This is a genomic window from Paenibacillus sp. MMS18-CY102 (assembly GCF_009789195.1).
In the GTDB taxonomy this organism is placed as follows: Bacteria; Bacillota; Bacilli; order Paenibacillales; family Paenibacillaceae; genus Paenibacillus_T.
This window is the reverse complement of sequence record NZ_WSTC01000002.1, coordinates 71,806-86,709: the sequence shown is the minus strand read 5'-3', so window position 1 is coordinate 86,709 and position 14,904 is coordinate 71,806. Positions and strand designations below refer to the sequence as shown.

General features: G+C 49.4%; 15 protein-coding genes. 2 read left to right on the top strand and 13 right to left on the bottom strand.

Going from position 1 to position 14,904, the window contains the following annotated elements; genetic code table 11:
* Nucleotides 1-67 precede the first annotated feature (67 nt).
* The 12 genes from GON22_RS02015 to GON22_RS01965 form a co-directional block, all read right to left on the bottom strand.
* Nucleotides 68-1,009 (bottom strand): methylenetetrahydrofolate reductase, encoded by a 942-nt coding sequence (locus GON22_RS02015; protein WP_160394460.1) that lies wholly within the window; start codon nucleotides 1,007-1,009, stop codon nucleotides 68-70.
* Nucleotides 1,010-1,226: 217 nt separating this feature from the next.
* On the bottom strand, nucleotides 1,227-1,502 hold the full coding sequence (locus GON22_RS02010) for a DUF1572 family protein (RefSeq protein WP_160394459.1): 276 nt from the start codon (nucleotides 1,500-1,502) through the stop codon (nucleotides 1,227-1,229).
* Between the two features lie 28 nt (nucleotides 1,503-1,530).
* Entirely contained in the window at nucleotides 1,531-2,106 is a 576-nt protein-coding gene (locus tag GON22_RS02005; RefSeq protein WP_160394458.1) for a histidine phosphatase family protein, read from the bottom strand.
* A gap of 8 nt (nucleotides 2,107-2,114) precedes the next feature.
* Nucleotides 2,115-2,456, bottom strand: a complete 342-nt coding sequence (locus GON22_RS02000; protein ID WP_160394457.1) for a hypothetical protein — start codon at nucleotides 2,454-2,456, stop codon at nucleotides 2,115-2,117.
* Nucleotides 2,457-2,611: 155 nt separating this feature from the next.
* Nucleotides 2,612-3,046 (bottom strand): FixH family protein, encoded by a 435-nt coding sequence (locus GON22_RS01995; protein ID WP_160394456.1) that lies wholly within the window; start codon nucleotides 3,044-3,046, stop codon nucleotides 2,612-2,614.
* 563 nt (nucleotides 3,047-3,609) lie between these two features.
* Nucleotides 3,610-3,735, bottom strand: coding sequence for a hypothetical protein (locus GON22_RS26385; protein WP_272898761.1), 126 nt, complete (start codon nucleotides 3,733-3,735; stop codon nucleotides 3,610-3,612).
* 5 nt (nucleotides 3,736-3,740) lie between these two features.
* Complete coding sequence (locus tag GON22_RS01990) at nucleotides 3,741-4,676, bottom strand: transglutaminase family protein (protein WP_160394455.1); 936 nt, start codon at nucleotides 4,674-4,676, stop codon at nucleotides 3,741-3,743.
* Nucleotides 4,673-5,656, bottom strand: a complete 984-nt coding sequence (locus GON22_RS01985) for an alpha-E domain-containing protein (protein ID WP_160394454.1) — start codon at nucleotides 5,654-5,656, stop codon at nucleotides 4,673-4,675. Before GON22_RS01985 ends, GON22_RS01990 begins: the two co-directional genes overlap by 4 nt.
* Before the next feature lie 44 nt (nucleotides 5,657-5,700).
* Nucleotides 5,701-7,158, bottom strand: a complete 1,458-nt coding sequence (locus tag GON22_RS01980) for a circularly permuted type 2 ATP-grasp protein (RefSeq protein ID WP_160394453.1) — start codon at nucleotides 7,156-7,158, stop codon at nucleotides 5,701-5,703.
* Between the two features lie 397 nt (nucleotides 7,159-7,555).
* Nucleotides 7,556-7,789 (bottom strand): hypothetical protein, encoded by a 234-nt coding sequence (locus GON22_RS01975; protein ID WP_237178958.1) that lies wholly within the window; start codon nucleotides 7,787-7,789, stop codon nucleotides 7,556-7,558.
* Nucleotides 7,790-7,865: 76 nt separating this feature from the next.
* Nucleotides 7,866-8,678 (bottom strand): class I SAM-dependent methyltransferase, encoded by an 813-nt coding sequence (locus GON22_RS01970; RefSeq protein ID WP_160394452.1) that lies wholly within the window; start codon nucleotides 8,676-8,678, stop codon nucleotides 7,866-7,868.
* Between the two features lie 164 nt (nucleotides 8,679-8,842).
* Nucleotides 8,843-9,649, bottom strand: a complete 807-nt coding sequence (locus tag GON22_RS01965; protein WP_160394451.1) for a methyltransferase domain-containing protein — start codon at nucleotides 9,647-9,649, stop codon at nucleotides 8,843-8,845.
* A 598-nt stretch (nucleotides 9,650-10,247) separates the two neighbouring features.
* Here GON22_RS01965 and dnaN point away from each other — a divergent pair.
* Complete coding sequence (gene dnaN / locus GON22_RS01960; protein WP_160394450.1) at nucleotides 10,248-11,381, top strand: DNA polymerase III subunit beta; 1,134 nt, start codon at nucleotides 10,248-10,250, stop codon at nucleotides 11,379-11,381.
* A gap of 549 nt (nucleotides 11,382-11,930) precedes the next feature.
* Here dnaN and GON22_RS01955 read toward each other — a convergent pair.
* Nucleotides 11,931-13,826, bottom strand: coding sequence for a PrkA family serine protein kinase (locus GON22_RS01955; protein WP_160394449.1), 1,896 nt, complete (start codon nucleotides 13,824-13,826; stop codon nucleotides 11,931-11,933).
* A gap of 270 nt (nucleotides 13,827-14,096) precedes the next feature.
* Here GON22_RS01955 and GON22_RS01950 point away from each other — a divergent pair, with 270 nt between their 5' ends.
* Nucleotides 14,097-14,825, top strand: a complete 729-nt coding sequence (locus tag GON22_RS01950; protein ID WP_160394448.1) for a DUF2161 family putative PD-(D/E)XK-type phosphodiesterase — start codon at nucleotides 14,097-14,099, stop codon at nucleotides 14,823-14,825.
* The last annotated feature ends 79 nt before the right edge of the window (nucleotides 14,826-14,904 follow it).

The window sequence follows — 14,904 nt, the reverse complement described above, 5'->3', positions numbered from 1 at the left end:
AAAGGCACATTCATCCAGGATGAATGTGCCTAAACCTAGTGCTTGCGTGCGCCCCAACTACTGCTTATTACCTAACGGCATCGACCAATTGTTTACGGTCAAGCATCGACTTGATGTCTTTCACCATCTCAATAGACGCTTCGATCTCGACTTTGCGGGTCGAAACGCTCTCAATGCTGCAGCCAACCGGGATTCCTTTTTCCAAGCCAAACTCAAGCAACTCTTCAAAAATCTTTTGCGTCAGCTGAATGGACTTGTCCAACACATCTGATGAAAATTTCAGTTCATTCTCCAGCCACTTCGGAATGCTGATGCCGAGCCACTTCATAAACTCTAGCGTTTTGGTTGAGCCGCATGGCGCTAGATTGAATAAAATCGGAACCATGTCCAGCTCATGCTGCTGGCAATGGTGATAGTAGTCGGACAAAAAGTTTTTGGACGCCTCCACATTGTACGTCGCTTGCGAAACAAAGAAATCGCAGCCGCGCTGCATCTTGTCCACGACGCGAATGTGCTCGTCATTCTTCTTCATATGCCGCTCGGGAATAATAACGCCGCCGAATGTCATCTGATCGTTATGCTGCTTGCTTAACCGATATGCGTCGGATAGCTGCAATTGCACTTGCTGCTGGCTTGAAGAAGCACCCACGAATACGGTGTAACGCTGTTGCTCGGTTTCTTTTTTCAACCATTCAGCAAGCTCCGCCTCCGAGTATTTGCCTACACAGCGGTAAATGATTTTCGGGATATCGAGCGAAGCAAGATATTGCTTGCTATAGATTTCTGGATCCAACGTCGGCAAGTAAGGAAACGGGCGTTCCTCGTCGATCCGGTCAGCCTCTTCCTGTACGTCGTACAGAATCAACGCATCGATGTCCAAGCCAGCGAGGCGCTCGATCTGCTTTTGTGAAATTTCTTCAATTTTCTCTGGTGTGTGCGTATTTTTAGGTGGCGTCATGCCGTACGTAATAATGCCGGTTTTTTTATTCAATATCGACTGTTTTAACATTAAGTTCACATCCTCAATCACGTAGCATATATATATATGCTTTAATGATACAGGAAAAACCATCGGTTTTGTTATAACTTTTACTTATGGTCTCCTATAGGCTACGCGTATGGCCGATGCGATGAAACATCACAAAACAGCGCTAAACACCGCCCCCACGCGCGCACCCGTTGCAGTTTGTACAAAGTAAAGGTAACATTTTGCCCATGTTTTGCATTCACAACGAAATTACGACAGCCCCCTTCTGCTCTCGAAACTCGAATAGTTCCCAGGATAGGTCATGATGAAGAATTCCCTTCGCAATTCTCTCTAGAATGTTGCCTTCTATATGTTTTATTAATGTTGAAATGCTATGGCTTGCATCATTAGGGCGCCAATTCACCTGTTCATCATCGAGCTGTTCCAGAGCTTTAAGTATGCGCTTACGAATCTCTTCAAACTTTGCCGCCAGCCATTCCCTGTTCCCCTCATACCTCTTCGTTATGCTCCCCATATATCCCGCTCCTCGCTCGATTAAAATGCTAGAGATGCTTGGTGCAGTTGTATAATCGGCATTCCCATGCTTCTTGCGGCTTGGCAACGATCGTTAAGGAAGTATTATCGATGTACGTATTAGTGAATAGGTGTGGAAACAGCCGCTGGAGCGATAAGCCAATCAATGCCCCATGGCTAACGACTAGTATGTTTTGGTTTCTGTGCTTCATCGCCAGTTCCTCGATAAATGCTACTCCACGTTTAGCCGCCTCCTCATAACCCTCCATGCCAAGCTCCTGGTCACGCCAATTGTTCCCCCATCTTGCAACTCGCTCATCTTCCGTAGTGCCTTCAATTTGTCCGCAATTAATTTCCCTTAAACGCTCATCCGTGATCAACGCCGTGATTCCTACTAGTGCACTGCGCACCGTTTCAGCCGTCTGCTTAGCTCTTGTTAAATCGCTGGAGTAAACGGCGTCCCACTCTTCACCTGCAAGCCTGCGGGCGATTGCGTTTGCTTGTTTTCTGCCTTCGTCGTTAAGCGGGATGTCCGTTATGCCTTGCGTCTTCCCCAGAACATTCCACTCCGTTATCCCGTGCCTAATTAGTCCGATCGTTGTCATTCCGCGCCCTACTCCCGTTCTATATTTCCCTTAATAGACGTAATTCTCCAACTGTTTTGAGCATTCAATTTCAGCATTACTTCATTACCTTCAATACGCTTATCTCCATTATTATCCAAATAAATGATAGCCACATCCACCTTGCTTATTCCATCGGTTTCGCTAAGAATAGCGATTTCCAAATCCTCTACAGATACAACTTGATACTTTTTGCGAAGTTTCCCTAAGTTTGCGAAATAGTCAATTACACTTCCCTCTTTCGAGTTCCAATCGAGAAATTGCTGGGATTCCTCCATCTTTCCTTTAAGCATTGCTTCATAATAACTATAAATAACTTCATCGATCGTCATCGTTTCTAGCCGCCTTCAGTTCTGATATCATTAGTTTTTAAAAATGATCAACTATATTTTACAAAAGATGCTAAACCAATACTAGCCATTAAAAAAGGCATGCCCCGCGATTGCTCGCTTCAGCATGCCTCTCCTCCCAACTACAAACCTTACCGCTATTCCACCACCAGCTGCTTCTTCTTCGTAATGTGCAGCTCGCCTTGATACAGGTGGATATAGATGAAAAACTCACCTTTTTCCTCAAATGTCTTCTTTATCATATACTTCCCGTCTGCCAGCTCCGCATTGATAACTTCCGGCAGGCCTTTCCAATTCGCCTTGCGTATATCGAACGCCAACGATGCGCCGTCCAGCGTCTTCAAACCTTTTACGTCTGCAATCAGCGTTGTTGCCTCCCCCGTATGCACCACTTGCGGCGCTGTCGAGAAATCAACGGCCACGTCTTTGGGATCCACCTCCGACTCGTCAGCTTTCGCCGAGCACGCCGAGAGCATAACCAAAGTCAGCATCGATATCAAAATGAACGATAAAATCCGCGTACGTTTGGCAACATCAATCCGACTAACTAACCAATTCCTGTTCTTGTTCATCGTTCAAAACTCCCTCCAAGCTGCTTCCCCCTAATATTAGCGCATATCAAGAAGATTAACATAACTCGTAAGGGCTACACCGGTAACGATTTTGTGACAATCGAGTTGCTTCTGCCTTTCGACCCCAGCTAATTTGCCGGCTTGATCACAAAAAGATAATCCCCTATGCGATTTGGCATACCTTTTTGGCACAAAATAATCGCAGACGGATACTCCCGCCCACGGGTATGGCTTCGCGATGTGCCCCCATTGCAGTTTGTACAATGAGATGCGAGCATTCTGCTGGCCTGGGACTTTCTCATTGCAGTTTGTACAATGGGAAGCTGTATAAACGTTACTTTACGAGCCTAATTGGACTTTCCCCGCACATCCCATTGTACGTTCTGCAATGACACCAACATTAGCGTAACCAACTCTCATTGCCATTGTACAGAATACAATGAGCGCAACACCACACTCTTACCTGCTCGCCATCGCTACATCACTACATCACAACAAACAAAAAAAACAACCGCAGACGGTTACTCCCGCCCACGGCTATCGCTTAATTACCAACATGCGCATCAGCCCCACGCTGCACATACTCTGTTCATCTGCGCATCAGCCCCTGGCTGCACGTAGCTCTGTTCAGCTGCCCACCAAACCCTCGCTACACGCTGCGCGTCAATACGTTCCGTCCATCCACGCACAACACCTACTCCTCAACCTTCCGCACATCCACCGTCACTTGCAAGCTCTGCTTGCCCGTGCCATGGTAAATGCCCTTCACAGGCACGATGTCCTTGTAGTCCCGGCCGTGCCCCAGCTTGACATACCGCTCGCCAATCGGCGATTCGTTCGTCGGGTCGAAGCCGCACCAGCCGAGCTTGGGCACATACGCTTCAACCCAAGCGTGGGACGCCTGCTCGAAGTCGGCGCTTCCGCCCTGCAGGTCGCCGACAAAATGATAGCCACTCACATAGCGTGCAGGCACGCCGCGAGCCCGGCACACCGCCACCATCAGATGGGCAAAATCTTGGCAGACGCCGCGCCGCTTAGCGATCATCTCAGAAGCTTTCGTGTGAACGTCGGTCGCTTGTGGATCATAGATGAACGCCGTTCGGATATGCTTCGACAACGCCGCTAGCCAATCATATACACCGATGGCTGGCGTTACGTTAATAGCCACACTGCCCTCCGCCGCTATTGCCGCCTCATGAAGCGCGCCGACGACCGGCACATTTTCCATGAAGCTAACAATTTCAGGCGTCACTTCCGTATATTCCGTCGGCAACAAAAACTCGATGAACCGATCAATCGATTCGTCAGAATGAAGCTTCGCCCATGCATCTACCGGCTTAAGCTGCTGCTTATGGACGCTTTCTTCCTTGCTAAATGACTCCGTCGTCACGACCGTCATGTTCGTCTTAATCATCAGCTTTGTATGAGGCGCGTTCACGGAGAAAGAATGTACCCGGTTGCCGAAGCTATCCTCGTACGTAAATAATGAAGCGTTCGGCTCGATCGAGATCGAATGGTTATAACACGATTGCCGTTCATTCGTGCTTGGCGTCAGCCGAATTTCATTCACGCTGTCCGTGACCGGTTCTGCATAGCTATACTGCGTTAAGTGTGAGATATAGAGCTTCATGCGCTGGCTTCCCCCATCCGGAAAAACGTTTTGGCAAACGTCGTGCCCAGCGATTCGCAAGCATCAAGCAAGTGGTTCGTAATGCGCCCTTCGCGATCGAGCACCAAATCCTCCCGCTCCAAGCAAGCGATGTCCGCAATCACTTTGCCCACTTGGCGAACGATCCGTTCATGCGAAGCTCGCAGCTGCTGATCCTGCAAATCAATGGCGCGCATATGATCGACCAACTCGTGCAATGCAAAATGAACCGATCTCGGGAACGAAGGATTCAGTACGACGAACTCTACAATCGCCTCCACTGCGACGCTATCCATATAATACCGCCGGAACGATTGATAGCCGCTAACCGACTTCAACACGGCATGAAGATACGGATAGGCTGCTGCGCTATTCCAGCCATCACCGGCAACTGCATGCTCTACCGCCTGCATAATGCGAAGCGTATTTTCTGCGCGTTCCAAATACCGACCGCACTCGATGAAATGCCACTCATTCTCCCGGGGCATCACCGATTGGCTATACCCTTGGAACAACGCCGTCCAATCCTTCGTCTGCCCGAAAAACTGATGCGGCGATTCATTCGTCAAATCTTGCGGCTGCTTCTCCCTCAGCCACAGGTAGAAACCATTAATCGTGTCCCACAGCTCACTGGGCACCTTCTCTCGCAGCGTGCGAAGGTTGTTTCTGGCGTGATTTACGCAGGACACCAGCGAATTCGGATTATCACGGTCAAGCGTGACATACATGAGCACTTCTTCCTCATCATACGAGTCGTACTGCTGCTCGAACGCTTGCCTGCTGCCTAGCGCATCGACGATACGCGCCCATTTGCACATCGTTTCTACCGATTGGTCGTTATCGCTTGCGCGAAGTTCGTCTTGCTGCAAATGGTAATGCACATCGATTAGCCTCGCATGGTTTTCCGCACGCTCCATATAACGGCCAATCCAAAACAGCGCTTCAGCATTCCGGTTCAACACAGCAATCCCTCCATCCGTTTCCCTTGAATCCGCTTGTCTCTACCTTATCGATTCAATACCCATGTATCCTTCACACCGCCGCCTTGCGAGGAATTGACAACCAATGAGCCTTCATTCAGCGCTACACGCGTCAGTCCGCCAGGTATGACATGGGAATCCGTTCCCTTGAGCACAAAAGCACGAAGATCGATATGGCGAGGCGCCATCGCCCCATCGAGCATGACCGGCGCACGGGACAGCAACATCGTCGTCTGGGCCACATACCGTTCCGGCGCTTTGCGAATCGCATCTGCGAAAGCCGCAATTTCCTTGGCTGATGCCGTCGGGCCAATCAGCATGCCATATCCGCCCGAGAGCGATGTTTCCTTCACAACCAGCTGATCCAGGTGAGCAAGCGCAAACTCACGATCTTCCTTGCGCGACAAAATGTAAGTAGGAACATTGCTTAGAATCGGCTCCTCGCCAAGGTAATACCGGATCATATCTGGCACGTACGCGTATACCGCTTTGTCATCGGCAACGCCTGTACCCGGCGCATTGGCAATCGCCACATTGCCTGCGCGATACGCATTCATAAGCCCCGGCACCCCGAGCATGGAATTCGGATTAAATGCGAGCGGGTCGAGATAATCATCATCAAGCCGGCGATAGATAACATCGACTTGGCGAAGCCCGCTTAAGGTGCGCACATAAATTTTGTGGTCCTTGTACACCAGATCCCGCCCCTCGACGAGGTGGAGGCCCATCTGCTGCGCAAGAAACGTATGCTCAAAATAAGCCGAGTTGTAAGAGCCTGGGCTGAGCAGCGCAATAACCGGATCACGTTTGCCCGTTGGCGACAGGGACCGTAGCGCGCTTAGAAACACGTTCAAGCTGCGTTCAATGTCCTGCACCGAGCATGATAAATATAAATCATGGAACAGCTCGCTCATCATCGTCCGCCCTTTATACAAATAAGAGAAGCCGGACGGCGAACGCAAGTTGTCCTCTAATACATAATATTTGCCTTTCTCGTCTCGTATGAGATCTATTCCTGAGGCCGTAATATATACGCCTCCCGGCACGTCGACCCCAATCATTTCGGGACGAAAATAAGTATTAGAAACGATCATGCGGCGCGGAATAACCCCGTCTTTCACAATATGCTGCTCATGGTAAATGTCATGGATAAAAGCGTTCAGCGCTTGGACGCGCTGGCGGAGTCCGCGGTCGATGGCTTCCCATTCATGCTTTGGGATGACACGCGGGATGTAGTCGAAAGGAATGGTACGTTCAAGGGGTTCTGGTTGGTTGGGACTGTAAAGGGTAAAAGTAATGCCTTCTTCGAGCATTCGCTGGTTCAACGCTTGCTGCCTTGCAGCTTGCTCCGCCGGCTTCATGCGAGAGAATAGCCGATGGACTGATTCGTAATGCGGACGAACGGCAAGGTCTTTGTCAAACATTTCGTCGTAGAACGATTGCGAATCATAATAATGAGTCTGCGACTGTCTGGCCGTCGACATGCCAACCGCCTCCTCCAAGGTGCTGCAGCAACCTGCCCAATCGTGCCAATTGCGTTTTCGCTAAGCCAATGCCACGAATGTTACATTTTAGCCGCAATTTGTTAGATTAATTAACTAAATCCTACTATAAACAAGTTATCTATGTCAACTTTAATAACATACATGTTACATTCGAGTAACATGAAGGCAGGATCCACTAATGGGACCCTGCCTTTTGAATATCCAGCCGCATTCTATATTTATCCATTCGTCGTTACGACCGCTAATTCCTTTGTTCCGGGGTCGTCCAACAGGATCAATATTTTGCAAAAAGAACGCCTTACTGGATTATATGTGGGTACGCGGGCAAATATGCTTACCGAACGAAAATAAATCAGTTCTATTTCTTGGACAATTGCTATAAGGCTCCATGCGCTTCGCGAACTCGGACCGCACTCCAATCCGTACGGTAAAAGCGGATCATGACGGCTAAGCCAAATACGGTCAAGTAGGCATACAACGCCAACCAAGCGCCGATGCTGCCCATGTCTAGCTGAACAATAAATAAGTAAGCCAGCGGCACGAACAATATCCATTGGGATTGCCCTGCCCAACATGCCGCCCGACGAGTTTCCTTCCAGTTGCGAAACATGCTGATCCACTTTTCTGCAGAAGTTGACCTTATTGTGCCCATGTTAGCGGTACAAGTCAACGTTAGCAGAGAAGGTTTACACTCTTTTGCCGATATACAGCAAGTGCGAAGAAGCACCCAATACGGACGGATCATTCGCTACGGAGATCAGAAATTGAATCATTTCATCATACTCGCCCCGATCGATCCAATACTGCTGTTGTTCATTCGAAAGCAATGAGCCAATACTGGAGGAACCAATTAAATCAATCGTCTCAAATCCATTCCGTTCCATGAAAGGCTTCACTTCATCGGCATGAAAATAATAAGCGCCCGTAAATCGGCCTTGATCCTGATGATTGAACACTCCCGTTTCGAAGAACGCCCGGATCGCAGCCAAGCTATCATTCGGCTTCCAAGCCTGCGGATGCGACAGGGAAGTAATCGCCATTCTCATTCGGCTCTGGCAGGCAACGAAAACGAGGCCGTTCTGCTTCGTTACGCGATGCAGCTCCCTTACAGCCGCTGTTCGCTCCTCTTCTTTTTGAAGATGGTACAGTGGACCGAGCATGAGGGCAGCATCGTATGTTTCATCATGAATTCCTTCTAAACAGGTTGCATTCATGACATGAAAACCGTTAAATTGATCGAGCACTTGTTGTTCAGCCGCTTTCTGCTTAGCGATCTCCACTAACATAGGCGTCAAATCAGACAACGTTACGTTATAGCCCAGCTTCGCGAGCGCAATTGCATATTTGCCCGGCCCTGCGCCGTTATCCAGCACTTGGCTAGCGCTAGCTGCCTCCAGATACTGTTTTATAAAATGAAGATTAATCGTAAACTCAAGCGGCTCCCTATCCAGCCTCCCCCATTCGTCAAACTGGGAGTAATAATCGATTACTTTGTCCATCTCCTCTTGCACCTGCCGACAGCTCTCTTGGCAATAGTTATTCCTTAATGCTCCCAATCCTTGCGTTTATGCTATGAATTGGAATGAGTATACCGTTAGAAATATTTTACTTTCAACCCATATTTGTGAATGAAAATGAACAAATCAATCAAAACATTACTCGCTTAACGCTTCGTCGCCGTTACACGCAGCCTTCTGTAATCGACGTTCCATTGCCCGTCATGATACAGCATTGGGCGCAGGCGCTCTTCCGTCAGCGCGATAATCGCAGCCGCCTGCTCTTCCTCGATCCCTTCCATAATGCCGTCCGCGAAGGTCGCCAGCCAACCGCGAATGCCATTATCCCCGCCAACTTGCGGCGTTGGGCGATCGTACAGCATCGCCGTGTTCACCTCAAAACCTGCTTCCTGCAGCAGCGAAGCGTACTCGCCAATCGTCGGGAAATACCAAGGATGCCGGAATGGCTTCGCAGGCTTCAGCGTCTCGAATGCAGATTGCAGCGCATCGGTCACTGCTTTTACGTTCCCGCTTCCGCCGAACTCTGCGACGAATCGCCCGCCTGGCTTCAGCGACGCTGCGATGCTCGCCGCCGTGCCTGCAGCATCTGTCATCCAATGCAGTGCCGCATTGCTGAATATCGCATCTGCCGGCTGCTCCGAACGATAGCGCTGGCCATCTGCTACAGCAAAGTCGATGGATGGATGCTTAACCCGTGCGCTTTCGATCATGTCAACAGAAGCATCGATTCCGAAAACGATGGCCCCTTTTTCCGCAATCGACGCTGCCAGGTCACCTGTGCCGCAGCCCCAATCGATGACTGTTTCTCCCGGCTGAATGTTCAGCAGTTCGACCAGCGGCGCCCCATAGGCTGATACGAACGCCATCTGATAGTCATAACTCTCGGACTGCCACACCTTCGTCTCATTGCCTGCATGCTGCTCTTGTGTTTGTGCGCGTTGCTCGTTCATCATCCTAACCACGTCCCCATCCTGATATTGTAAGCTCGTTTTCTTGATACAGTTATACCATGCGAGTGAACGATAGGTGAAATAGATAAATGATATTAACTTTATAGTTTTTTTTAATAAACAAATGAAATGCGATACCCGTCGCGTTCATTCGGCCATTTCCTTCTGATAATTGCTTGTAGTGAAGATCAGGCGCGTGCTTCAGCATTTCAGAGATGCCGGCTAATACGAAGCATGATGGGCGATTATAGCCAATTTGTGCTTGCCTCAGCGATATGATAAAATGAAATCAACGAAAATGATTTTGGTAACCAAATTCAAAGAAAGAGTGGAGTTAAATTGACCGATAAGGAAATTAAAGTAGGACTCTCAAATAAAGACGGCCAATTAGGATTTATGTTCACAAAAGGCGGGTTACGCGAGGGAGCTGGCAGAAAAAAAATAGGCATCACGAAAAAAGTGTCCTTAACGTTATCAGCCGAGATTTGGGACCATATTGAAAACCATTGTAACGAGCATAAACAATCCCGATCAGAAGCATTACGCACGATCATCGATTCGTATTACTCCTAAGCATATTTCGTGAGATGAGGTGACTGCATTGCTAGTTCATTTATCAAAAGAATCGCTTCTCGCCGCAATGCAACATGTGCTAAAAGCTATTCCATCGAATTGTCCGATCCCTATCCTGTCAGGCATACATATTCAGGCTTTTGAACATGCAATAATGTTTACATCAAGCAATACAAGCATGATGGTTCAATATAGCATTCCTCAAATAACTAGAGCATTGCATGTCATAAGGGCTGGCAGCATCGTAGTCCCTGCACGTTATTTTTATGAAATTATACGTAAGTTGGATGAGGAAGCCATTGTGCTCGAAATTATAGAGGGACCAGCATTAGCTATTGCATCAGGCCTTTCCCGGTTTCGGCTTTGTGGAATAGACGCCGCTGAATTCCCATTATATTGGCACAAGGAAAATCACCATTGCCCTGCCGTAAAAATTCGAATAAATAATGCATTATTAAAGTCATCTATCAAACAAGTGGCGGCCGCTGCTTCAACATCTGAGGCTAGACCCGTACTAACTGGCGTCTCTTTTGAACATCGTAATGATTCCCTTAACCTAGTAGCTACCGATGGTGTACGGCTTGCAATGCGAATAATACGGAATGAAACGAAAGGAAGCTTGGACGCGAAAGTTATTATTCCATGGAAAAACCTATACGAGATTGCGCGGATGCTGGAAGATAACGATCAAACGACGGAAATTGAAGTGGACACAACACGCATAACGTTCAAAACAAATCATCTTCTTATTCAATCTGTACTCATCGATGGAACCTTCCCTTCTATTCACCATGTCATCCCAAAATCGTATCATTCTGAATTAATCGTTGAAACTTCCCGTTTATTGCATGCAGTTGAACGAGCATCTATTTTAGCAAAAGGCAGCATAATCAAGCTTGTGGCTACGGCCACTACATTACAATTGTCATCCCAGACGACAGAAGTCGGGGAAACGTACGATGAAATTGCCTTAACTAGCATGCACGGCGAGAATTTCATGATATCACTGAACAGCAAGTACTTTATTGACATGCTCCGATGCCTGGATGATCCCTATGCGAAATTACAATTTGCAAGCAAAGACAGCCCTATTGTATTACTGCCAGCGGGCGACCCTTCTTCTGCCCTCTTTTTAATCACTCCAGTGAGAACTGCGAGCTAACGTGGGCAGCGTGTCCATGCACAATTCGTTTCTCCACCATTACGCTAACGGACTCAGAGGGCGTTATTCCGCCTAAATCGCACCCTCCCAAAACGTAACGGACCCAGGAGCCTTTATTGCTCAATTTTGCCGCCCGATTGAGCTCGTTGGGTGCAAATAAAGGCTGCTCGGTCCGTTACAATTAAATATGTGCAAAAATCCAGCATATAACGGCTGTGGTGTCCTTTACAGCAACCGCCACTGCGCCCTAATATACTCGGCAATCGACGATCATCGATTACAAGCGCATCGGCCTGCATGCCATCACTCCGTCTACTTTTTTTTCGCTCGTCTGCCTAGTATCGCACCACCCACTTTTCATCACGCCGCCCACCCACCTTAGCAACAGCTTGCCAGCCTGCTGCATCTAGTGTTTGCCTGTAAAAAAAGACGGCAGCCGCATACCCGAAGGTTTGCAGTTGCCGCCTCTCCCGCATCGATGCCCAATCATCGCATGCTGCGCTCGGCTGCACGAGCCGATTTGCTTAATGCCTCGCCACCCTTAATGTTTTACCGGTTCAGCAAGCTTCCGACATAACGCAGCAGCTCATTGGAGCATACTGGGCAATAGCCGTGCTCATCCATCAACCGTTTGGTTACCTCGTTAATCCGCTTGAGCTGGATCTCATCTGGCGTCTTCGTCGAGGTTGTAATTTTCACGATATCTTTCAAATCGGCGAACAGCTTTTTCTCTACTGCTTCGCGCAGCCGCTCGTGGCTCGAATAATCGAATTTCTTGCCCTTGCGTGAGTACGAAGAGATGCGGATGAGAATCTCTTCGCGGAACGCTTTCTTCGCATTCTCGGAGACGCCGATCTGCTCCTCGATGGAACGCATCAGCCGCTCGTCTGGATCCATCTCCTCGCCTGTGAGCGGATCTTTAATTTTCGCCCAGTTGCAATAGGCTTCAATGTTGTCGAGATAGTTCTCGAACAACGTCCGCGCGGACTCTTCGAACGAGTACACGAACGCCTTCTGAATTTCCTTCTTGGCCAGCGTGTCGTACTCCTTGCGGGCGATAGAGATGAAGTTAAGATACTTCTCCCTCTCGTCCTTCGTAATCGACGGATGCTGGTCAAGGCCATCCTTCAGGGCGCGGAGCACATCAAGCGCGTTGATGCATTGCAAATCCTGCTTGATCAGCGCACTGGATATGCGGTTGATGACGTAACGAGGGTCAATGCCGGACATGCCTTCCTCGATGAACTCGGTCTGCATCTCCTTCAAATCAGCTTCTTTGAAGCCTTCAACCTCTTCGCCATCGTACATCCGCATTTTCTTCACCAGGTCAATGCCTTGCTTCTTCGTCTCTTTCAGGCGGGTAAGTATGGAGAAGATCGCTGCTGCCCGCAAAGCATGCGGTGCGATATGAATATGCTTCATGTCGCTCTGCGCAATAAGCTTCTCATAAATTTTCTCTTCATCGGAAACGCGCAGATTGTAAGGGATCGGCATGACGATCATCCGCGATTGAAGCGCTTCATTTTTCTTGTTGCTGATGAACGCCTTGTACTCCGATTCATTCGTATGTGCAATTATTAACTCGTCAGCACTAATTAATGCGAACCTTCCGGCCTTGAAATTGCCCTCCTGCGTCAGCGAGAGCAAGTTCCATAGAAACTTCTCATCACACTTGAGCATCTCTTGGAACTCCATGAGCCCGCGATTTGCTTTATTCAGCTCGCCATCGAAACGATAAGCGCGTGGATCGGATTCGGAACCGAACTCCGTAATCGTCGAGAAGTCGATGCTGCCCGTCAAATCAGCGATATCCTGGGACTTCGGATCAGAAGGGCTGAATGTGCCGATGCCAATCCGGTTTTCCTCTGAGATGATAACGCGCTCTACGAGCACATTCTCAATATCATTATTGAACTCAGTTTTCAACCGCATTTGGCAGGACGGGCATAGGCTGCCTTCAATACGGACACTAAGCTCCCGCTCCACCTCAGGGCGCAGCTCATTAGGAATTAGATGAAGAGGGTCCTCATGCATCGGGCAGCCTTTAATCGCATAGACAGCTCCCCGCTGCTGGCGCGAGAACTGCTCGAGCCCGCGCTTAAGCATCGTAACTATGGTCGATTTGCCTCCGCTGACTGGCCCCATCAACAACAAAATTCTTTTGCGAACATCCAGACGCCTTGCCGCTGAATGGAAATACTCCTCTACCAGCTTCTCGATCGCACGATCGAGGCCGAATATCTCTTGTTCGAAGAAACGATACCGCTTATTGCCACCTGCCTCTTCGACGCCGTACGATTCAATCATATCGTACACGCGTGCATGCGCCGTCATGGCAGGGGTCGCATCCCGCCTCAACAATTCAATGTAATCCTTGAACGATCCTGTCCAGGCAAGCTTATCACTCTCTGTGCGATACTCTGATAACCGTTTGAATATATCCATGCCTTGCCTCCTCCCATCACTCGCGATCTGCCTTATCCCTGCTCTCCGCCTTGGGATTTCTCTGCTTCCGCCCGCCATGCCTAGTTGCGATGTTGAAGTATTACATTCCTATGCGTAGCCGAGCAGGAAATTGACCACTTTTTTAAGACGACTATTCGCTAGCGCTCGACACGCCGCACTGGTTCTCCTATAATGAAACACAACTATACGAATGAACGTTCGGCGGCCTGCGCCTGTTGCCGCCGATACATAATGGGGAGGAAAACCGGGGTGGCCGTGAAGGAAGAAGCCGAGCTGTATGAACCGGTGAAGCGTTATTTTGAAGCACAAGGATACGAGGTAAAAGGCGAAGTGCTGCATTGCGATCTCGTCGCTATCCGCCAACACACAGGGGATCATTCAGCCGAAGAAGAAGAAATGCTCATTGTCGAATTAAAACGAACTTTCAATCTCGCCCTCCTGCTTCAAGGGGTCGAGCGGCTGCGAATAAATAACCGCGTCATGCTTGCCGTGGAACGCAATCGCAAGAAAAGCGGCGCTGTCAACCAGCGGTTCGGCGAGATTACGGAGCTGTGCCGCATGCTCGGGCTCGGATTAATGACGGTGACGCTGTTCAAAACAAAACCGGCGCTCGTCGAGCTGCTGTGCGAGCCCGGCGATCCGCCTCGCGCCCGCTACCGCGCGAAGAAGCATGACCGGCTCGTACGCGAGTTCCGTGAACGCTCAGGCGATTACAACGTCGGCGGCACGACGAAGGTGAAGCGGATGACCGCATACCGGGAGAAGTGCCTCCGCCTCGCCAACTCGCTGCGCCAAGGGCCTGCTTCGCCAGCCTCGCTTGCCCGGCTTACCGCGAACAGCAAAGCTGGCGACATGCTGCGCATCAACTATTACGGCTGGTTCGAACGCGCCGAACGTGGCATTTACCGGCTCACTGCCGCGGGCGAGGCAGCTCTCGCCGAGCATAACGATATCGTGGCCGGATGGGACAGGCAATAAGTCCCCATCTCCGCGCTTGAGTTCACTTCATTGCACGAATGCAATGGGCAGGCTACAGCACGCAGCAAAAACAGGGGTG